Genomic DNA, 20,054 nt, shown 5'->3' on the forward strand with positions numbered 1-20,054 from the left:
AGAGTGCCGTTGCGAGGGTGTTCAGGTTGTTCGTCACAAAACGATCATGAACGCCCTCGCTTCATGCCCGCAGGCCATCCCTTGGAATCAATCATCTAGCCGGGGACGGGTTCGCGGTCGCGCGGGTGAAGGTCGAGGCGGCCCCGTGGAACGAGGGCGTCCCCGCGGACGACGCGGACGCGCTCGGCCCGGAGTTCTACTTCGAGCACCACGTCAAGCTCGTCCTGCGGCCGGGCTTCGATCCCGTCGCGCTGGCCGCCGTCGCACGGCCGCACGCCGCGCACGTCTCGCGCAATGCCCGGCGGGTCCGGGCGGACGGCGGGCAGGAACGGTTCGTCACCCAGCGCTGCCGGCGAGTCGGATCGGGCACCGCCGGCCGCCGCCTGGGCGCCCTCGTCGCGGCACTGCGCGCGGACGGCCACGACGTCGTGTCGGTGGAGCGGGAGTTCGTCGTCCACGACGACGCGGCGTCGATGGACGACGGCTGGATCGACGAGCCGTCCGCGACAGGGGAAGGGCGGGGCCGGTGAACACGGGCCAGATGAACACGGATCACATGAACAGGGAGGAACGATGGAGCGCGGCGCGGCGCGTCGCCACCGGCCATGTCCTGGCCGCTGTCTCGGGGTCCCGGTGGGCCGACGAGCTGGTGCTGCGGGGCAGCGTCCTGCTGCGCACCTGGTACGGGTCGCTGGCGCGCGAGCCGGGTGACCTGGACTTCATCGTCCTCCCCGTGTACCGGCGCCTCGGCGACGACCAAGCCCGGGCGATGCTGGACGGCATCGTCCGGGACGCCGAGGAGGCGTCCCGGCGCGATCAGGACAGTGGCGTCCTGCTGACGGCGAAGGACACCGTCCAAGAGGAGACCTGGGAGTACACCAGCGCTCCGGGAGTACGGCTCCTGGTGCCCTGGAAGACGATGAAGCACGGGTGGGCCAAAGGGGAAGACCCGCTGAGCGGGAACGTTCAAATCGACCTGGCCTTCGCTGAGCCGATGCCGGTCGAGCCCGAGGTGGCGCTCGTCTCAGGCCCCGGCGGCGAGCCACTGGCGGTGCAGGCCGCAACGCCGGGGCTGTCGCTCGCCTGGAAGGTCTACTGGCTGCTCAGCGACGAGGACAAGCGGCCCAAGGATCTGTACGACGCGTGGCTGCTCGCCCAGCACACGCCGCTCGATCCGGACCTGCTCCACGCCGTGCACCTCGCGTCCGAGTTCGGCCCGTGCTTCCTGCGCATGACCGACCTGCGGCGGGTGAAACTCGACGAGGACGAGTTCCGCGCGGAGGTCCCCGGCGTGCCGGGGACGGCGGCCGACTACGTCCGGCTGCTCGCCGACACCCTCCGCTTCGCCTGAGCGGACGACACGGCGAGCGACCCCGAGGCCGGGGTCCTGAAACGAAAAGGGGCGGGCCCCTGACCGGCGTCCGGTTGGTCAGGGGCCCGAGGACTCGGCTGCACGGGGACCTGGGAGTGTCCCCGCGGAACGGCCGGGCGGACGCGGCGCTGGCGACGCCGGTACCACCTGCCGCCTCAGCGGGTCCGGGGGAGGGAGCCCCCGGACCCGGGGAGCTCAGCCGAGGCCGTTCTTGATGGCGGTGATCAGCTCACCTCCGGTGGTGTCGCCGCTCAGTTCCCAGAAGAACGCGCCGCCGAGACCCTCGTTCTTGGCGTAGGACATCTTTCCGCCGATGGTCCCGGGGGTGTCGTAGCTCCACCAGTCGCTGCCGCACTTCCCGTAGGCGGTGCCGGCGAACGTCTTGGTGGCGGGGCACTTGGTCTTGATGACCTTGTAGTCCTCGATCCCGGCCTCGTAGGTGCCGCCCGCCGCGCCGGTGGCGGTGCCGCCGGGCTCGGTCTGGGTGACGCCGGTCCAGCCGCGCCCGTAGAAGCCGATGCCGAGCAGCAGCTTGTTCGCGGGCACGCCCTTGGCCTTGAGCTTGGCGATGGTCTCGGTGGTGTTGAAGCCCTCGTGCGGGATGCCCGGGTAGGACGTGAGCGGCGAGTGCGGTGCCGTCGGTCCCTTGGGGTCCCACGCGCCGAAGTAGTCGTAGGTCATGGGGTTGTACCAGTCGACGTACTGCGCGCCGCCCGCGTAGTCGGCGACGTCCATCTTGCCGCCCTTGCTGGCGTCGGCCGTGATGGCGGCCGTCACGAGGTTGCCGGTGAGGTTGGTGGCGCCGAACTTGGCGCGCAGCGCCGCCAGCAGCTTCTTGAGGGCGTCCGGCCCGCTGGTGTCACAGGAGAGCCCGCAGGCGTTGGGGTACTCCCAGTCGATGTCGATCCCGTCGAAGACGTCCGCCCAGCGCGAGTCCTTGACCAGGTTGTAACAGGAGTCGGCGAACGCGGTGGGGTTCGCCGCGGCCTGGCCGAAGCCGCCCGACCAGGTCCAGCCGCCGAACGACCAGAGGATCTTCAGGTTGGGGTACTTCTTCTTCAGCTTGCGGAGCTGGTTGAAGCTGCCGCGCAGGGGCTGTTCCCAGTTGTCGGCGACGCCGTCCACGCTGTCGCCGGCGCCGTAGGCCTTGTCGTAGTCGGCGTAGCTGTCGCCGATGGTGCAGCGGCCGCCCTGGACGTTGCCGAAGGCGTAGTTGATGTGGGTCAGCTTGGCGGCCGACCCGCTCGTGTCGATGTTCTTCACGTGGTAGTTGCGCCCGTAGACGCCCCACTCGGCGAAGTAGCCGACGACCTTGTTGCCGCCGCCGTTGTTGCCGCCGCCCTCGTCGGTGGTGACCGAGACGGGACCGGACGCGTCGGAGGTGTTGCCCGCCGCGTCGCGCGCCCTGACGGTGAAGCTGTAGGCCGTCTTCGGCGTCAGGCCGGAGACGGTGGCGCTGGTACCGGCCACCGTGTCGGCCTTGGTGGCGCCGTTGTAGATGTCGTACCCGGTCACGCCCACGTTGTCGGTTGACGCGTTCCACGCCAGGGACACGGTGGTCGCGGACTTTCCGGTCGCGCGCAGGTCGCCGGGAGCCGTGGGAGCCTGCTTGTCGTTCTCGGGGGGCTCGGAGCCGTCGCAGGTGGCGCCGTTCACCTTGCAGCCGGTGAACCAGCCGGCGCCGGTCCCGCCGAACCCGAAGCTGACGTTGCCGCCGGCGGCGAGGGAGCCGTTCCAGCCGAGGTTGGTGAAGGTGTAGTGGTTGCCCGAGACGCTCTTGGCCGCGTCCCACACCGAGGCTATGGACGTACCGTCCGCCAGGTCGGCTTCGATCTTCCAGGAGCTGATCCCGGCGTTCGTCCCATTCGTGATCGTGCACTTGCCTTGGAAACCGCTGCCCCAGTCGGAGGTTTTGGAGCAGGTCGCGGTGACGGTCCCCGCCGACGACGCCGGCGGCGCCGAGAGCAGGGTCGAGGCCACCGCGAGGGTCGCTGCGCCGGCGAGTGCGAGGGCTCGCCGTCCGCCCGGTCTGGACATGACTCTCCGTTCAGTCCGCCCCCGAACCAACAGGAATCTCCGTTCATCTCTTAGGAAACTTTCCTAAGAAATTGGGGTGATGGTAACCGGCTGGCCAGGCCCGTTCAAGGGCTCGCGGAGCCCGCCTCCGCATCGTGATCAGTGGTCTAAGTGACTGCCTGCGGACGTACGGTCGCCGAACGGAGAAGAAATTTCAGGCCGATCCGAACCATCCGGGCATGTCCAGCCGCCACAGGTCCACCGGTGTGATCACCCGGAGATCCTCCTCCAGGGCCCGCAGCCGCTCGGCGCCGAGCCGCTCCGCCCACTCGCCGTGGATCCGCTCGAAGACGCGCGCCGACCGGGTGAGGGAGTCGGTGCCCCGCGCGGTCAGCCGCACGATCTTGCGCCGGGCGTCCGCCGGGTCGGGGGCGCGTTCGAGGTAGCCCGCCCGCTCCAGGGACTCGACCATCTTGCCCGCCGCCTGCTTGGACACCCCCAGCCGGCGGCCGAGCTCCACGGCCGTGGTGCCGCGCGGGCCGATCGCCTGGAAGACGAAGCCGTGCAGGGGGCGCAGGTCGGGGTGGCCCTCCCGGTAACTCAGGGGATCGGGACCCATGACGCTCGTCCGCGACACCGACAGCCGCCGTACCGAGACGCCGAACGGCGTCATGACCACGTTCGCCTCGCCGATACGACCCCGACGCCCTCGTCGACCCGGACAAGTGCGACCTGGAACCGCAGGGCGCCGAGCGCGTCGCCCCGCCCTGGACCCGGTGAACCGCCGGCCCCGGCCCCCGGCCGCCGGTCAGGAGCCGAGGTAGGCGAGGACCGCGAGCACGCGGCGGTTGTCGTCCTCCGACTGGGGCAGCCCGAGCTTGCCGAAGATGTTGTTGGTGTGCTTGCTGATCGCCTTCTCGGTGACGAACAGCCGGCCGGCGATCGCGGCGTTCGAGCGGCCCTCGGCCATCAGCCCCAGCACCTCGCGCTCGCGGGGGGTCAGCGCCTGCAGCGGCTCCTCGCGGGCGTGCCGGGTCAGCAGCTGCGCCACCACGTCCGGATCGAGGGCGGTGCCGCCGTCCGCGACCCGGCGGACCGCCTCCACGAACTGCTGCACGTCCGACACCCGGTCCTTCAGCAGGTAGCCGATGCCGCCCGAGCTGTCGGACAGCAGCTCGCGCGCGTAGAGCTGCTCCACGTGCTGCGACAGCACCAGCACCGGCAGCCCGGGGACCTGCTTGCGCGCCTCCAGCGCCGCCTTCAGGCCCTCGTCGGTGAACGTCGGGGGCAGCCGCACGTCCACCACCGCCACGTCCGGGCGGTGCGCGGTGAGCGCCCGCAGCAGCGAGGGCCCGTTGTCCACCGCCTCGACGACCTCGAATCCGAACGCGCCCAGCAGGCGGATCAGCCCGTCCCTCAGGAGGGCAAGGTCTTCGGCGATGACAACGCGCACGGCAGCTCCATGGTCACGATGGTCGGCCCGCCCGGGGGGCTCGTGACGGCCATCGTCCCATCGAACGCGCCCAGCCTGCGCTCGATCCCGCGCATCCCGCTGCCCGCGGCCGGGTCGGCGCCGCCCGGCCCGTCGTCCCCGACGATCATCACGAGGCGGTCGCCGGGGTGCTCGATCTGCACCCAGGCCCGGCTCGCGTCCGCGTGCTTGACGACGTTGGCGAGCATCTCCGCGACCGCGAAGTAGGCCGCCGACTCCACCGGCGCCTCGGGCCGTCCCGGCAGCGCGATCTTGACGTCCACCGGCAGCGGCAGCGACAGCGCCAAGGCGCGCACCGCGCCGTCCAGGCCGCGCTCGGCCAGCACCGGCGGGTGGATGCCCCGGACCAGGTCGCGCAGCTCGGTGAGCGCCGAGCCGCTGGCGGCGCGGGCCTCGGCGAGCAGCCGCTGCGCGGTCTCCGGGTCGTGCTTCATCATCTCCTCGGCCAGCCCGATGTTCATGCTCAGCGCCACCAGCCGGGCCTGCGCGCCGTCGTGCAGGTCGCGCTCGATGCGGCGCAGCTCGGCCGCCGAGGCGTCCACCGTCTCCGACCGGGACTCGGCGAGCCGCCGCACCCGCTCGGTCAGCGCGGCCCGCGTCGGCGCCAGCAGCGCTTGGGTGAACAGGGCGTGCGCCTTCACCGCGGCCCCGCCCAGCGGGACGGACGCCGCCGTCAGCGCGGTCCCGAGGACGATCACCCCCGCGAGCCCGAACGCGCCCCAGTCCTCCAGCGGCCAGAACGGGCCCCACCCGTAGTCGCTGACCTGCGCGAGCCACGGCGCCACGAACACGCCCTCCAGCCCGTACACCGGCAGCCCGGCCGCCAGCACGCCGAGCACCAGCCCGACCGGGACGTTCAGCAGCGACCACAGCAGGTCGCGCCAGGTCGCGGGGTCGGTGAGCAGCCACCGCAGCCGCCGGAGCGGCCCCACCCGCCCGGCCGGCTCCGGCCGGTACGGCACCGGGATCCGGACGCCGGACCACCCCTCCGCCCACTCCCGCTGCTGGTTGGCCACGCCCCGTACGGCGAGCACGGCCACCGGCGTCAGGAACACCCCCACTCCCAGCGGGATGAACGCGATCGACAGCACCGTCAGGATGAACAGCGGAAGGTTCACCAGGTTCGCCAGGACGATCTGGATCAGTCCGCGGACGATGTTCACGAACGCGCGCCGTGCGTGCTCTCCGATGCGGTCGGTGACACCCTCGCGCTCGATCACCAGGTCACTCCCCACGCGCTCGCCCGGCCGGCCCCGGCGGCACGGCCCGTCACCTCATTGTGGGCCCTTCCAGGCGGGATCTCGGTGGGGCTAGGTCCCGCTTTGCCATGGATCATGGGGGAGTTAGACCTACCTCCGGGGACGGGGTCGTCGGGGAGTGACAAGACAAGCGGCCCGGTTCCCTGGACAATGCTCAGGCGATACCCAGGGGAGAAAGCGAATTCACGTTGTGACAGCGACCATCAGCCAGAACGCGACCGACCAGACCGCCGCGGGGCCCCCGCCGATCACCGAGCGCATCGCCGAGGAGATCGGCGTCCGCGAGGGCCAGGTGCGGGTAGCGGTCGACCTGCTCGACGGCGGGGCCACCGTCCCGTTCATCGCCCGCTACCGCAAGGAGGCGACCGGCGCCCTCGACGACGCGCAGCTGCGCGCGCTGGAGGAGCGGCTGCGCTACCTGCGCGAGCTGGACGAGCGCCGGGCCGCGATCCTGGAGTCGATCGAGTCGCAGGGCAAGCTGACCGGCGAGCTCAAGACGCAGATCATGGCGGCCGACTCCAAGGCCCGGCTGGAGGACATCTACCTGCCCTACAAGCCCAAGCGCCGCACCAAGGCGCAGATCGCCCGCGAGGCGGGACTCGAGCCGCTCGCCGACCGATTGCTCGGCGACCCGTCCCATGACCCGGGCGAGGCGGCCGCGCCGTTCGTGGACGCCGACAAGGGCGTCGCCGACGCCGCCGCCGCGCTGGAGGGCGCGCGGGCCATCCTCGTGGAGCGTTTCGCCGAGGACGCCGACCTCATCGGCGCGCTGCGCGAGCGCATGTGGAGCGGCGGCCGGATGGTGTCGCGCGTCCGGGAGGGCAAGGAGGAGACCGGCGCCAAGTTCGCCGACTACTTCGAGTTCGGGGAGCCGTTCGCGAAGCTGCCCTCGCACCGGATCCTCGCGCTGTTCCGCGGCGAGAAGGAGGAGGTCCTCGACCTGGACCTCGAACCCGAGGAGGAGCCCGCCGACCCGGGCGCCCGCAGCTCCTACGAGGCGGAGATCGCGCGGCGCTTCCAGATCACCGACGAGGGCCGGCCGGGCGACCGGTGGCTCGCCGACGCCGTCCGGTGGGCCTGGCGCACCCGGATCCTCGTCCACCTCGGCCTCGACCTGCGGGCCCGGCTCCGCCAGGAGGCCGAGGACGAGGCGGTCCGGGTGTTCGCCGCCAACCTGCGCGACCTGCTGCTGGCCGCGCCGGCGGGCACGCGCGCCACGATGGGCCTGGACCCGGGCCTGCGCACCGGCGTCAAGGTCGCCGTGGTGGACGCCACCGGCAAGGTCGTCGCCACCGACACGATCTACCCGCACGAGCCGCGCCGCCGGTGGGACGAGTCGATCGACACCCTCGCCCGGCTCGCCCGCGAGCACCGGGTCGACCTGGTCTCCATCGGCAACGGCACCGCCTCCCGCGAGACCGACAAGCTGGCCGCCGACCTGATCGCCCGGCACCCCGACCTCGGCCTCACCAAGATCATGGTGTCCGAGGCGGGCGCGTCGGTGTACTCGGCCTCGGAGTACGCGGGCCGCGAGCTGCCCGGCATGGACGTCTCGCTGCGCGGCGCCGTGTCCATCGCCCGCCGGCTGCAGGACCCCCTCGCCGAGCTCGTGAAGATCGACCCCAAGTCGATCGGCGTCGGCCAGTACCAGCACGACATCTCCGAGGTGAAGCTGTCGCGCTCGCTCGACGCCGTCGTCGAGGACTGCGTGAACGCCGTCGGCGTGGACGTCAACACCGCGTCCGCGCCGCTGCTGACCCGCGTGTCGGGCATCGGCGAGGGCCTGGCGGAGAACATCGTCGCGCACCGCGACGCCAACGGGCCGTTCCGCACCCGCACCGGGCTGCGGGAGGTGCCCCGGCTCGGGCCGAAGGCGTTCGAGCAGTGCGCGGGCTTCCTGCGCATCCCCGGCGGCGACGACCCCCTGGACGCCTCCAGCGTCCACCCGGAGTCCTACCCCGTGGTGCACCGGATCCTGGAGGCCGCGGGCAACGACGTCAAGGGGCTCGTCGGCAACACCGCCGCGCTGCGCTCGCTCCGCCCGGCCGACTTCGTCGACGACACCTTCGGGCTGCCGACGGTCACCGACATCCTCGCCGAGCTGGAGAAGCCCGGCCGCGACCCGCGCCCGGCGTTCCGGACGGCCACGTTCAAGGAGGGCGTCGACAAGCTCTCCGACCTCGAACCCGGCATGATCCTGGAGGGCGTGGTCACCAACGCCGCCGCGTTCGGCGCGTTCGTGGACGTGGGCGTGCACCAGGACGGCCTCGTCCACATCTCCGCGATGTCCGACAAGTTCGTCTCGGATCCGCGCGAGGTCGTCAAGCCCGGCGACATCGTGCGGGTCAAGGTCCTGGACGTCGACCTCCAGCGCAAGCGCATCTCGCTGACGCTGCGCCTGGACGACGAGCCGGGCCGCGACCCGGCGGGCGGCGGCAGGCGCGACCGGGGCGGCCGGCAGGGCGGTGGCAGAGGCGGCCAGGGGCAGGCCGGTCAGGGGCAGGCCGGTCAGGGCGGCCAGAACCGCGAGGCCCAGGGACGCGGCGAGGGGCGCGGCGGTGAAGGCCGCGGCGGCCAGAACCGTTCGGGTCAGAACAGAGGCGGCCAGAACAGAACCGGTCAGAACAAGGGCGGTCAGAACAGGACGGGCCAGGGTCGGGGCGGTCAGAACCGAGGCGGTCAGGGGGGCGGCTTCTCCGGTGGCGGCGCCATGGCCGACGCGCTCCGCCGCGCTGGCCTGGACAAGGGCCTTCCCCAGAAGGACCGCAAGGACCGCAAGGGGCGCTGACGCCCCGGCGCCGGTAGTCGCGCCCACGACCAGGGCACTCGCTCCACGGCGTGCCGTCCATCAAGGAGGACGGCACGCCGTGGAACGGTGAGGACAAGGCCCCGGGACGGGTGGAAGCGTGATCCGGGGAGAGGGGCCCACGGGCCTCGTCCTCCGCGCGTCGCCAGGGTCCGCCGGTTCCGGTGTAACGGCGGATGCCGCGGTGGCATGCGTCACGGGCCGATATCACGGAACGTGCCGTGCCGCTGACCTGCTCCGGAGTCCTCGGCGCCCTCCGATGTCCGCAGACGCCGCCGCTACCCCATAGACTTGGCGCGCGATGGCGCGAAGCCGTGTATCGGTGCGCCCGCGCCGCCTGAAAGACTGACTGGCTGAGCACGCGCCCAACGCCGCGGCCGAGACAGCGCCCGATCAAGGAGACCTACCCCAGTGAAGACCGATGTCGAGGAGCTGACCCCCACGCGGGTCAAGCTCACCGTCGAGGTTCCGTTCGACGAGCTCAAGCCGAACCTCGACAAGGCGTACAAGGAGATCTCGCAGCAGGTGCGGATCAAGGGCTTCCGGCCCGGCAAGGTCCCCGCCCCGCTGATCGACAAGTACGTCGGCCGGGGTGCGGTCCTGCAGGAGGCGGTCAACGACGCGCTTCCGGAGCTGTACGGCCGCGCCGTCGAGGAGACCGAGATCTTCGTCCTCGGCCAGCCGGACGTCGAGGTCACCGAGCTCGACGACGGCAACCAGTTCGCCTTCACCGCCGAGGTGGACATCCGGCCCAAGTTCGAGGTCCCCGACTACGACGGCCTCGAGGTCGTCGTGGACGACGCCGAGGTGACCGACGAGCAGGTCGAGGAGACCGTCGGCAACCTGCGCGAGCGCTTCGCCTCGCTCACCACCGCCGAGCGGGCCGTCGAGGACGGCGACTTCGCCACCGTCGACCTGGCCGTGAAGATCGGCGGCGAGGAGGCCGAGGACGCCTCCGCGACCGGCCTGTCCTACGAGGTCGGCAGCGGCACCCAGGCCGAGGGCCTGGACGAGGCGGTCACCGGCCTGTCCGCGGGCGAGGAGGCGACCTTCACCGGTGCCCTGGTCGGCGGCGCGCACGCCGGCGAGGAGGCCGAGGTCACCGTCACGGTGCAGAGCGTCAAGACCAAGAACCTGCCCGACCTCGACGACGAGTTCGCGCAGCTGGCCAGCGAGTTCGACACGCTCGACGAGCTGCGCGCCGACGTGCGCACCCGGCTCGAGCGCCAGGTGCGCCTCCAGCAGCTGTCCGACGCGCGCGACAAGGCCCTGGAGGCCCTGCTCGACAAGATCGACATCCCGCTGCCGGACAAGGTGGTCGAGGAGGAGATCGGCCGCCGCAACCAGCAGCTGGAGCAGCAGCTCCAGATGGCGGGCATGACCAAGGAGGACTACCTCAAGGACGAGGAGAAGTCCGCCGAGGAGTTCGACACCGACGTCGCCGACGCGGCCCGCCTCGCGGTCAAGGGCGGTTTCGTTCTCGACCAGCTCGCCGTCCAGGAGGAGCTGGGCGTCGAGAACGAGGAGCTCAGCGAGTACGTCGTCACGCAGGCCATGCAGATGGGCGTGGCGCCGCAGCAGCTCGCCCAGTACCTCACCGAGAACAACCAGCTCCCGGCGATCGTCTCGGAGGTGCTGCGCAGCAAGGCGCTGAACCTCGTGGTCGAGCACGTCACGGTGAAGGACGAGTCCGGCAACGAGATCGACGTCGAGGCCGTCCAGCGCGAGCTGAACGGTGAGACGGGCGAGACCGTCGAGGCCGACGCCGAGGACGCCGACACCGAGAGCGCCGACGCCGGCGCCGCCGAGGACACGGCCGCCGAGGGCGCCGAGGCCCCCGCCGAGGCCGAGGAGTCCGCCGACGCCCCCGCCGAGGCCGCTGAGGCCGCCGCTGAGGAGGCCCCGGCCGCCGAGGCGAAGGACGACGAGGGGAAGGGCGCCTGACGCCATTCCGGACGTTTCTGACGCATCGGGCACGCCCCGCATCCGCCGCGCGGCGGATGCGGGGCGTGTCGCGTTCGCGACGATCGTCACCTGCCGGGCACCGCCCGGATACGCCCCTGGCGAAAAGGCGGCCCCCCGGGCTTAAGCGGGTCCGTGCGCGCGTTAATGTCCAATCATCCGAACCGATTTAAAGGACCGGAGGAACACCCGGTGAGCATGCCTCCGACTTTCGACGAGTCGTCGCGGATCCAGGCGCGGGTCGCCGAGGCGCCCCTGTTGCCTCTGGGCGACCAGCTGTTCCAGCGGCTGCTGCGCGAGCGCATCGTCTTCCTCGGCCAGCAGGTCGACGACGACATCGCCAACCGCATCTGCGCCGAGCTCCTGCTGCTGTCGGCCGAGGACGGCCGCCGCGACATCACGATCTACATCAACTCGCCCGGCGGCTCCGTCACGGCGGGCATGGCGATCTACGACATCATGCAGTACGTCCCGAACGACATCGTCACCGTCGGGATGGGGCTGGCGGCGTCGATGGGGCAGTTCCTGCTCTGCGCCGGGACGACGGGCAAGCGCTACGCCCTGCCGCACGCGCGGATCATGATGCACCAGCCGTCCGGCGGCATCGGCGGCACGGCCTCCGACATCAAGATCCAGGCCGAGCAGATGCTCTACGTCAAGAAGACGCTCGCCGAGAAGATCGCCGAACACACCGGCCAGCCGCTCGACCAGATCGAGCGCGACTCCGACCGCGACCGCTGGTTCACCGCCGACGAGGCCAAGGACTACGGGTTCGTGGACCACGTGGTGCTGAGTGCCACCCAGGTGCCCTCCGAGGGCACCGTCTCCTGACGACCCGAACCACTTATCGGAGGCACACAGTGAGCGACCTGTTCCGACCCGGCCCCAGCGATCTGGTCCGTCCCGGCGTCCAGGCGGGCGGTTCCCCGCATCCGGTGGACAACCGGTACATCATCCCGTCCTTCGTCGAGCGCACCACGTACGGGGTCAAGGAGATGAACCCGTACAACAAGCTCTTCGAGGAGCGGATCATCTTCCTCGGCGTGCAGATCGACGACGCGTCCGCCAACGACGTGATGGCCCAGCTGATCACGCTGGAGTCGATCGACCCCGACCGCGACATCAGCATCTACATCAACTCGCCCGGCGGCTCGTTCACCGCCATGACGGCGATCTACGACACGATGCAGTTCGTCAAGCCGGACGTCCAGACGGTCTGCATCGGCCAGGCCGCCTCGGCGGCGGCGGTGCTGCTCGCGGCGGGCACCAAGGGCAAGCGGGCGGCGCTGCCGAACTCGCGGATCCTGATCCACCAGCCGGCGACCGAGGGCACCTACGGGCAGTCCAGCGACATCGAGATCCAGGCGCGCGAGATCATGCGGATCCGCGAGCTGCTGGAGAGCATCCTCGCCACGCACAGCGGCAAGAGCATCGACGAGGTCCGTCACGACATCGAGCGCGACAAGATCCTCACCGCGGACGAGGCCAAGGACTACGGCCTCATCGACGACGTCTTCGTCAGCAGGAAGCGCAAGGCCGAGGTAGTGTCGTCCTGAGACGGCACGAGGACGAGGGAGTCCCCCAGCCCGGTCGTCATTCTTCCGGGCGAGGGGCTTACCAAGTCCGTTGGAGACGGTAACGTCGAGTCCAACGTCGAGAGCCTTCGGGACGCAACCGAGCTGCGCCGCATCCTCTCAGGCGCGCGGCCCCACGAAAAGGAGACAGTTGGGTGGCACGCATCGGCGACGGTGGTGACCTGCTCAAGTGCTCGTTCTGCGGGAAGAGCCAGAAGCAGGTCAAGAAGCTCATCGCGGGTCCGGGCGTGTACATCTGCGACGAGTGCATCGATCTCTGTAACGAGATCATCGAGGAGGAGCTCTCCGAGACCTCCGACCTCAAGTGGGACAATCTGCCCAAGCCGCGGGAGATCTACGAGTTCCTGGACTCCTACGTCATCGGGCAGGAGACGGCGAAGAAGGCACTGTCCGTCGCCGTCTACAACCACTACAAGCGGATCCAGTCGGGTGACACCGGCAGGGACGATCCGGTCGAGCTGGGCAAGTCCAACATCCTGCTGCTGGGCCCCACGGGATCGGGCAAGACGCTGCTCGCGCAGACGCTCGCCAAACTCCTCAACGTCCCGTTCGCCATCGCGGACGCCACGGCGCTGACGGAGGCCGGTTATGTCGGCGAGGATGTCGAGAACATCCTCCTCAAACTGATCCAGGCGGCCGACTACGACGTCAAGAAGGCCGAGACCGGGATCATCTACATCGACGAGGTCGACAAGATCGCTCGCAAGAGCGAGAACCCGTCGATCACGCGGGACGTCTCGGGGGAGGGCGTCCAGCAGGCCCTGCTGAAGATCCTGGAGGGCACCACCGCGAGCGTGCCGCCGCAGGGCGGCCGCAAGCACCCGCACCAGGAGTTCATCCAGATCGACACCACCAACGTGCTGTTCATCTGCGGTGGCGCGTTCGCCGGCCTCGAGAAGATCGTCGAGTCCCGGGTGGGCAAGCAGGGCATGGGCTTCGGCGCCCAGATCCGCTCCAAGTCCGACTTCGAGGAGTCCTCGGCCGTCCTCGGCGACGTGATGCCGGAGGACCTGCTGAAGTTCGGGATGATCCCCGAGTTCATCGGCCGGCTCCCGGTGATCACCTCCGTCCACAACCTGGACCGCGAGGCACTGATCAACATCCTGACCGAGCCGAAGAACGCGCTGGTGCGCCAGTACCACCGCCTCTTCGAGCTGGACGGGGTCGACCTGGAGTTCACCGACGACGCCCTGGAGGCCATCGCCGACCAGGCGATCCTGCGCGGCACCGGCGCCCGCGGCCTCCGCGCGATCATGGAGGAGGTGCTCCTGTCGGTGATGTACGAGGTGCCGAGCCGCCATGACGTGGCGCGCGTGGTGATCACTCGCGAGGCCGTCCTGGAGCACGTCAACCCGACGCTCGTCCCACGCGAGCGCGCCAAGCGCGAGCCCCGCGAGAAGTCGGCCTGACGACGTATTTATTGCAAGTCCGGCCCACTTCGCTCGCTGGCGCTCGCTTCGTGACCGGGCTTGTGCGAGCGCGAATCGCTTCGCGATCTTCCCGGCGGGGGCTCGCCTTCGGCGTCGCCCCCGCCGGTCAGGTCGCGCGCTCGCGTTCCGGCTGAGGTCGCTTGTACGAGGGAATGGCCGCGGAGCCTTTCGGGTTGCCCGGGGCCGGGCCCGGCTGGGGCCATGGCGGGGCGGGGGCGTGACGGGGGCGGCTTGCTCTCCGGGTTCGGCCGAAGAGGCTGTGTGACCGCTGGGGCAGCCCTCTGCGGGTTCTGCGGGCCCGGGGGCTAGCGGGGGCCGGATTCGCCTAGGCCCGCTTCGCGGGCCAGGACTATCGCCTGGGCGCGGTCGGCGACGTGCAGCTTCATGAAGATGTTCGAGACGTGGTTGCGGACCGTCTTCTGGCTGAGGAAGAGCGTCGCGGCGATCTCGGCGTTGCTGCGGCCCTGCGCGATCAGCTCCAGGACCTCCCGCTCCCGCTCGGTGAGCTGCGGGAAGGCCGCCTGCCTCGGGTCGGGCATGTCGGTGAAGTAGGTGAGCACGCGGCGCGCGATCTCGGGGCCGTAGATGGCCTCGCCCGCCGCGACCGCCCGGACCGCGCGGGCGATCTCCTCGGCGCCGGACTCCTTGAGCAGGTAGCCGCGGGCTCCGGCGCGCATCGCCGCGAAGACGGAGTCGTCGTCACGGAACATCGTCAGCACCAGTACGCCGATCCGAGGGCTGGTCCGGGTGATCGTCCGGGTGGCCTCGATGCCGTTGCCGCCCGGCATGTGCAGGTCCATCACGACGACGTCGGGCTGCAGCTCGGCGGCCAGGCGCACCGCGTCGGGGCCGCACTCGGCCTCGCCGACGACCTCCACGCCGAGCGCGAGCAGCAGGCCCTTAAGCCCCTGCCTGAACACCGGGTGGTCGTCGGTGATGAGCACCCGGATGGAGTCTGTGGTCACCGTCGCCCGCCCCTTCCGATCGAAGCCCGATGGTACTCGGCGCTGGCGAGCGGGAGGCGGGCCGTGACGACGGTGCCGCCGCCGGTCCGGGACGTGATCACGCAGCCGCCGCCCAGTTCCGCCGCCCACTCCTTCATCGCCTCCAGGCCCCGCCGCGACCTCGGGGCGCCGCCGTTGCGCGGCGTGTCGGGCAGGCCGGGACCGGTGTCGGCGACCATCAGGTGCAGCTCGGTGTCGCGGCTGAGCAGCACGAGCGCGGTGCTGCCCGGGGCGTGCCGCCGGACGTTCGTCAGCGCCTCCTGGACGATCCGGTAGGTGGCCACCTCGACCGCCGCGGGCAGCCCGGCGGGGTCGCCGTCGAAGCGCACGTCCACCCGCTCGCAGCAGCCCTCGGCGAACGCCTCGATCGCGGCGACCAGGCCGAGGTCGTCCAGCGCGGGCGGGCGCAGGCCGTGCGCCAGGTCGCGGATCTCGCCGACGGCGGTGGCGAGCCGGTCCCGGACGTCGGCCAGCAGCGGGTCCATCCGCTCGGGCTCGCCGGCCAGGGTGATGCGCGCCGCGTCCAGCGACATGGCGAGGCTCGCCAGCGTCGGGCCGAGGCCGTCGTGCAGATCGTGCCGCAGCTGCCGGCGTTCCTCCTCGCTGCTGGCGAGGATGCGCTCCCTGGAGCGTTGCAGGTCGGCGGTGAGGCGGAGGAGGTGGGGGATGGAAGCGGCGTGTGCCGCCACGGCCCCCGCGGCGAACGCGCCGGCAAGCACGGCGGCGCGTGCCAGTACCGCTCGCATCCTCCCCACTCCCCTCGGCCCGTGTGTCTCGGCCCGGCGTCGCGGGCGATCGCGGCCAGCTTTGCGGGTGAGACGACCCGGTGTCAGGTGACCTGTGTCCCGACCGCGACGGGAAACCCCTCCGGGTATCGCCGCGGGCACGGGCGTTCCACCGGTTCGATCCCCGTAGAATCGTCAGCCGTGACACAGCCCAGCACCGAGCGCGGCCAGGAGGCCGGCGCGAACGTCGACCTGCCCACCCAGTACCGACCGGCCGATGTCGAGGGCCGGCTCTACGAGCGGTGGGTATCGGCGGGGCTGTTCACCGCGGACCCCGGCCGCGACCCGGGCCGCCCCGGCTACTCGATCGTGATCCCGCCGCCGAACGTCACCGGCTCGCTGCACATGGGCCACGCGCTGGACCACTCCATCCAGGACGCCCTCGTCCGCCGCCGCCGGATGCAGGGGTACGAGGCGCTGTGGGTCCCGGGCATGGACCACGCCGGCATCGCCACGCAGAACGTCGTGGAGCGGGAGCTGGCGAAGGAAGGCCTCTCGCGGCACGACCTCGGCCGCGAGGCGTTCGTCGAGCGGGTGTGGAAGTGGAAGGCCGAGTCCGGGGGGCGGATCCTCGGCCAGATGCGCCGCCTCGGCGACAGCGTCGACTGGACGCGCGAGGCGTTCACCATGGACGACGACCGCGCCCGCGCCGTCCGGACGATCTTCAAGCGGCTGTTCGACGACGGGCTGATCTACCGCGCCGAGCGCATCATCAACTGGTGCCCGCGCTGCCTGACCGCCCTGTCGGACATCGAGGTCGAGCACGCCGACCGCGACGGCGAGCTGGTCTCGATCCGGTACGGCTCCGGCGCGGACGAGATCGTCGTCGCGACGACCCGGGCCGAGACGATGCTGGGCGACACCGCCGTCGCGGTGCACCCGGACGACGCCCGCTACGCGCACCTGGTCGGCCGGGAGATCGAGCTGCCGCTCACCGGCCGCCGCATCCCGGTGGTCGCCGACGAGCACGTCGACCCCGAGTTCGGCACGGGCGCGGTCAAGGTGACCCCGGCGCACGACCCCAACGACTTCGAGATCGGCCGCCGGCACGGCCTGCCGTCCCTGTCGGTCATGGACGAGCGCGGCGTCGTCACCGCGCACGGCCCGTTCGAGGGCCTGGACCGCTTCGAGGCGCGGCCCGCGGTCGTCGCGGCGCTGCGCGAGCAGGGGCGGATCGTCAAGGAGATCCGCCCGTACGAGCACTCGGTCGGGCACTGCCAGCGCTGCTCCACGGTCGTCGAGCCGCGGGTGTCGCTGCAGTGGTTCGTGAAGGTGGAGCCGCTGGCGCGCGCCGCGGGCGACGCCGTCCGCGACGGGCGCGTCGCGATCCACCCGCCGGAGATGGCGGCCCGCTACTTCGAGTGGGTCGACGACATGCACGACTGGTGCATCAGCCGGCAGCTGTGGTGGGGCCACCGCATCCCCGTCTGGTACGGGCCGGACGGCGAGGTCGTGTGCCCCGGCCCCGGTGAGGAGCCGCCCGCCGGGTGGACGCAGGACACCGACGTCCTCGACACGTGGTTCTCCTCGGCGCTGTGGCCGTTCTCCACGCTCGGCTGGCCCGACAAGACCCCCGAACTGGAGCGCTTCTACCCGACGTCCGTCCTGGTCACCGGCTACGACATCCTGTTCTTCTGGGTCGCCCGGATGATGATGTTCGGCCTCTACGCCATGGACGGCGTGGAGCCGTTCTCGACCATCGCGCTGCACGGGATGGTCCGCGACCAGCACGGCAAGAAGATGTCCAAGTCGTTCGGCAACGTCGTCGACCCGCTCGACTGGATCGACCGGTACGGCGCCGACGCGACCCGCTTCACCCTGCTGCGCGGCGCGAACCCGGGCGGGGACGTCCCGGTGGCGGAGGACTGGGCGCAGGGCTCGCGCAACTTCTGCAACAAGCTGTGGAACGCCACGCGTTTCGCGCTGATCAACGGCGCGCACGTGCGCGGCGACCTGCCCGCGGACCCGTCCACAGTGGACGCCTGGATTCTGTCGCGGTTGCACGCGGTCATCGCCGAGGTCGACGCGCGGCTGGAGTCCTTCGACTTCGCCAAGGCGTGCGAGACGCTCTACCACTTCGCCTGGGACGAGGTCTGCGACTGGTACGTGGAGCTGGCCAAGGTCCAGCTCGCCGACGAGCGCGCCGAGGCGACCCGCCGCGTGCTCGGCGAGGTCCTGGACCAGCTGCTGCGGCTGCTGCACCCGGTCGTCCCGCACGTCACCGAGGAGCTGTGGACGTCGCTGACCGGCGCGGAGACCATCGTCACCGCGCCGTGGCCGGCCGCCGACGCCGGCCGCGCCGACCGGGCCGCCGAGGCCGCGGTCGAGTCGCTGCAGCGGCTCGTCACCGAGGTCCGCCGGTTCCGCGCCGACCAGGGGCTGAAGCCCGGTCAGCGGGTCGCCGCCGCGCTGGAGTGGGGCGACTCGCCGCTGGCCGCGCACGAGGAGGGCGTCCGCGCGCTGCTGCGGCTGACCGCCCCCGGCGAGGGCTTCACGGCGACCGCGTCGCTGCCCGCCGAGGGCGTCGTGGTGCGGCTCGACACCGCCGGCGCGATCGACGTCGCCGCCGAGCGCAAGCGGCTGGACAAGGACCTGGCCGCCGCGCGCAAGGAGGTCGACCAGGCGCGCCGCAAGCTCGGCAACGAGGCGTTCATGGCCAAGGCCCCGGAGGCCGTGGTGGCGAAGAACCGGGAGCGGCTGGCCCAGGCCGAGGCCGCCATCGGCCGGCTGGAGTCACAGCTCGCGGCGTTGCCCGCGGGCTGAGCCCGCGCGGTCACGGTGACCATCCGCCCGGCCCGTGGCCGCGGGCGGCGATGAAACCTCGGGAGTGCAATGGCCGACTCACCTCCTCGGTCCGACGCGCCGGGCCCGGCGTCGGGCGACGACCTGACGCCGCGGGCCGGCGGGGGCGGCGCCGAACCCGGGCGCTTCACCGCCGCGCCCGCGCCGTGGGGCGGCTCGCCCCCGTGGTGGTCGACGAGTCCGGGCGACGGGACGGGCCCGCACGGCCTGCCCGGCGGTACGGGGCCGCACGCCCTGCCCGGAACGCGCGGCGGCACGGGCCCGCTCCGGGTGCCCCGCCAAGGAGGCGGCACCGGGCCGCATCGCCTGCCCCCGAACGGGACGGGCCCGCAGGTGATGCCGCCGGGCACGGGCTCGTTCCCGGCGGTGCCCCCGAACGCTCCGGGCGCCGTGACGCCTCCGGCGGAGGGGCGCAGGCAGGTCTCCGGGCTGCTGCTCGGTGCGGGGATCGGCGCGGTCCTGGTCGCCGTCCTCACGGCCAGCCTCGTCGCGTTCCAGCCGGACGACGAAGGCAAGGGCAAGACGCCGCCGGGCGCCGGCCCGTCCACGAAGAAGATCACGGCGGTCGCCGTCGCCGGGGGCCTGCACCGGGACGCCACGATCGCGCCGCAGGCGAGCGCGGCGTACCCGTTCGTCGCGGCGGCCGTCCGGGTGGGCGGCGTCCCGGCGGCCAAGGACGGGACGGCCGTCTACGCCGAACCGCGTCCGGGACGGCTGAACGTCCTGTTCATGGGCGGGACCGGAGCCGTCGGGAACCCCGCGGCGTTCCTGCAGAGGATCCGTCCCAGCACGTTCATCACCGGTCAGAACACCGCCGCGGGCAAGGACGGCCGCGCCCTGTGCGGCACGTTCGCGGTGCTGGCGGCCGTGCACGCCTACTGCGGGTGGGCGACGAAGGACTCCTACGGGATCGTCGCCTCGAACGTCCCTGGGGCGGAGAGGCAGCTCCTGGTGCTGGCCGAGCTCACACGCCGGATCCGCCGGGACGTGGAGAAGCCGAAGCGGTGAACAGCCGGCGCGTGCTCGCGCCGACCGCGCCGAGGACGTGCCCGGTGAAGTAGACGGTGCCGAGCGCCACGACGCGGTACCCGAGCGTGGCGAGCGACACGGCCGTGACGGCGCCGGCGTCGACGACGTCCCACCCGGGCGGCAGGTCCCGGGTGAAGCGCAGGTGCGGCAGCGGCAGCCGGACGAACGTGACGGGGACGCCGTCCAGCGCGGCGATCGCGCCGTCCAGGTCCTTGTGGTCGGGCAGGCACACGACGGCGTGGTCCACGGTGCCCCACCGGGCGCGCGCCGCGGTGAGCGCGGCCGTGACGCCCGTCCCGTCGACGGCCGAGTCGACCAGCAGGGTGGTCGCCGAGCCGGGCACGGCGTGCCAGGACAGCCGGCCGGGGAGCACGACGGAGGACAGGACGGCGGCGACCCGTCCCGGGTCCGGCGCCCCCGCGCCCGGCATGCGGCGGGCCGCGGCGACGCCCAGCTCCGCGCTGGCGCGGCCGAGGCCCGCGGGCAGGACCCCGGGCGGGAC

Annotated in this window: 15 protein-coding genes and 1 pseudogene; 9 read left to right on the plus strand and 7 right to left on the minus strand. The window is 71.8% G+C overall.

Annotation, left to right across the window (positions count from 1 at the left end; all coding sequences use genetic code 11):
• The first annotated feature begins 125 nt into the window (after window positions 1–125).
• Window positions 126–530 (plus strand): hypothetical protein, encoded by a 405-nt coding sequence (locus E1291_RS26760; RefSeq protein ID WP_207400957.1) that lies wholly within the window; start codon window positions 126–128, stop codon window positions 528–530.
• A gap of 11 nt (window positions 531–541) precedes the next feature.
• Window positions 542–1,351, plus strand: a complete 810-nt coding sequence (locus E1291_RS26765; RefSeq protein ID WP_131740852.1) for a nucleotidyl transferase AbiEii/AbiGii toxin family protein — start codon at window positions 542–544, stop codon at window positions 1,349–1,351.
• Between the two features lie 216 nt (window positions 1,352–1,567).
• Here the strand turns inward: E1291_RS26765 and E1291_RS26770 are convergent, their stop codons facing one another.
• The 4 genes from E1291_RS26770 to E1291_RS26785 all read right to left on the minus strand — a co-directional run bounded on the left by E1291_RS26770 (window position 1,568) and on the right by E1291_RS26785 (window position 6,100).
• Window positions 1,568–3,409, minus strand: coding sequence for a glycosyl hydrolase family 18 protein (locus E1291_RS26770; RefSeq protein WP_131740853.1), 1,842 nt, complete (start codon window positions 3,407–3,409; stop codon window positions 1,568–1,570).
• A gap of 193 nt (window positions 3,410–3,602) precedes the next feature.
• Window positions 3,603–4,061, minus strand: a complete 459-nt coding sequence (locus tag E1291_RS26775; protein ID WP_131740854.1) for a MarR family winged helix-turn-helix transcriptional regulator — start codon at window positions 4,059–4,061, stop codon at window positions 3,603–3,605.
• 135 nt (window positions 4,062–4,196) lie between these two features.
• On the minus strand, window positions 4,197–4,841 hold the full coding sequence (locus E1291_RS26780) for a LuxR C-terminal-related transcriptional regulator (protein ID WP_131740855.1): 645 nt from the start codon (window positions 4,839–4,841) through the stop codon (window positions 4,197–4,199).
• Window positions 4,805–6,100: a sensor histidine kinase gene (locus tag E1291_RS26785; protein ID WP_242614391.1), complete on the minus strand. Its 1,296-nt coding sequence runs from the start codon at window positions 6,098–6,100 to the stop codon at window positions 4,805–4,807. The genes E1291_RS26780 and E1291_RS26785 overlap by 37 nt, the downstream gene beginning before the upstream one ends.
• A gap of 229 nt (window positions 6,101–6,329) precedes the next feature.
• Here E1291_RS26785 and E1291_RS26790 point away from each other — a divergent pair, with 229 nt between their 5' ends.
• The 5 genes from E1291_RS26790 (at window position 6,330) to clpX (ending at window position 13,911) form a co-directional block, all read left to right on the plus strand.
• Window positions 6,330–8,927, plus strand: a complete 2,598-nt coding sequence (locus E1291_RS26790; RefSeq protein ID WP_131740856.1) for a Tex family protein — start codon at window positions 6,330–6,332, stop codon at window positions 8,925–8,927.
• A gap of 429 nt (window positions 8,928–9,356) precedes the next feature.
• On the plus strand, window positions 9,357–10,889 hold the full coding sequence (gene tig / locus E1291_RS26795) for a trigger factor (protein WP_131740857.1): 1,533 nt from the start codon (window positions 9,357–9,359) through the stop codon (window positions 10,887–10,889).
• A gap of 216 nt (window positions 10,890–11,105) precedes the next feature.
• On the plus strand, window positions 11,106–11,738 hold the full coding sequence (locus E1291_RS26800) for a ClpP family protease (protein ID WP_067461358.1): 633 nt from the start codon (window positions 11,106–11,108) through the stop codon (window positions 11,736–11,738).
• Window positions 11,739–11,800: 62 nt separating this feature from the next.
• Complete coding sequence (locus tag E1291_RS26805) at window positions 11,801–12,463, plus strand: ATP-dependent Clp protease proteolytic subunit (RefSeq protein ID WP_131740864.1); 663 nt, start codon at window positions 11,801–11,803, stop codon at window positions 12,461–12,463.
• A 173-nt stretch (window positions 12,464–12,636) separates the two neighbouring features.
• Window positions 12,637–13,911, plus strand: coding sequence for an ATP-dependent Clp protease ATP-binding subunit ClpX (gene clpX, locus E1291_RS26810; protein WP_131740858.1), 1,275 nt, complete (start codon window positions 12,637–12,639; stop codon window positions 13,909–13,911).
• A gap of 326 nt (window positions 13,912–14,237) precedes the next feature.
• Here the strand turns inward: clpX and E1291_RS26815 are convergent, their stop codons facing one another.
• Window positions 14,238–14,897 carry a response regulator gene (locus E1291_RS26815; protein ID WP_131740859.1) on the minus strand — a complete coding sequence of 220 codons (660 nt, stop codon included), beginning with the start codon at window positions 14,895–14,897 and terminating at the stop codon, window positions 14,238–14,240.
• A complete protein-coding gene (locus tag E1291_RS26820) occupies window positions 14,894–15,682 on the minus strand; it encodes a sensor histidine kinase (protein WP_131740860.1) in 789 nt (262 codons plus the stop codon). Before E1291_RS26820 ends, E1291_RS26815 begins: the two co-directional genes overlap by 4 nt.
• 180 nt (window positions 15,683–15,862) lie before the next feature.
• On the opposite strand from E1291_RS26820, the gene E1291_RS26825 reads away from it, so the two are divergent.
• Window positions 15,863–18,484: a valine--tRNA ligase gene (locus E1291_RS26825; RefSeq protein ID WP_131740861.1), complete on the plus strand. Its 2,622-nt coding sequence runs from the start codon at window positions 15,863–15,865 to the stop codon at window positions 18,482–18,484.
• A gap of 69 nt (window positions 18,485–18,553) precedes the next feature.
• Window positions 18,554–19,531: a hypothetical protein gene (locus E1291_RS26830; protein ID WP_131740862.1), complete on the plus strand. Its 978-nt coding sequence runs from the start codon at window positions 18,554–18,556 to the stop codon at window positions 19,529–19,531.
• On the opposite strand, the pseudogene E1291_RS42255 reads toward E1291_RS26830, so the two are convergent.
• A pseudogene (locus tag E1291_RS42255) lies at window positions 19,488–20,054 on the minus strand (hypothetical protein); the annotation flags it as partial. The gene E1291_RS26830 and the pseudogene E1291_RS42255 sit on opposite strands and share 44 nt — an antisense overlap.

It is taken from the genome of Actinomadura roseirufa, assembly GCF_900659635.1.
Classification (GTDB): Bacteria; Actinomycetota; Actinomycetes; order Streptosporangiales; family Streptosporangiaceae; genus Spirillospora; species Spirillospora roseirufa.

What these genes read in the sequence shown, in the direction of transcription:
- E1291_RS26765 (WP_131740852.1), top strand. Translation starts at nt 542, where the DNA reads ATGAACACGGATCACATGAACAGGGAGGAACGATGGAGCGCGGCGCGG.
- E1291_RS26770 (WP_131740853.1), bottom strand. Translation starts at nt 3,409, where the DNA reads ATGTCCAGACCGGGCGGACGGCGAGCCCTCGCACTCGCCGGCGCAGCG.
- E1291_RS26775 (WP_131740854.1), bottom strand. Translation starts at nt 4,061, where the DNA reads ATGACGCCGTTCGGCGTCTCGGTACGGCGGCTGTCGGTGTCGCGGACG.
- E1291_RS26800 (WP_067461358.1), top strand. Translation starts at nt 11,106, where the DNA reads ATGCCTCCGACTTTCGACGAGTCGTCGCGGATCCAGGCGCGGGTCGCC.
- E1291_RS26820 (WP_131740860.1), bottom strand. Translation starts at nt 15,682, where the DNA reads ATGCGAGCGGTACTGGCACGCGCCGCCGTGCTTGCCGGCGCGTTCGCC.
- E1291_RS26830 (WP_131740862.1), top strand. Translation starts at nt 18,554, where the DNA reads ATGGCCGACTCACCTCCTCGGTCCGACGCGCCGGGCCCGGCGTCGGGC.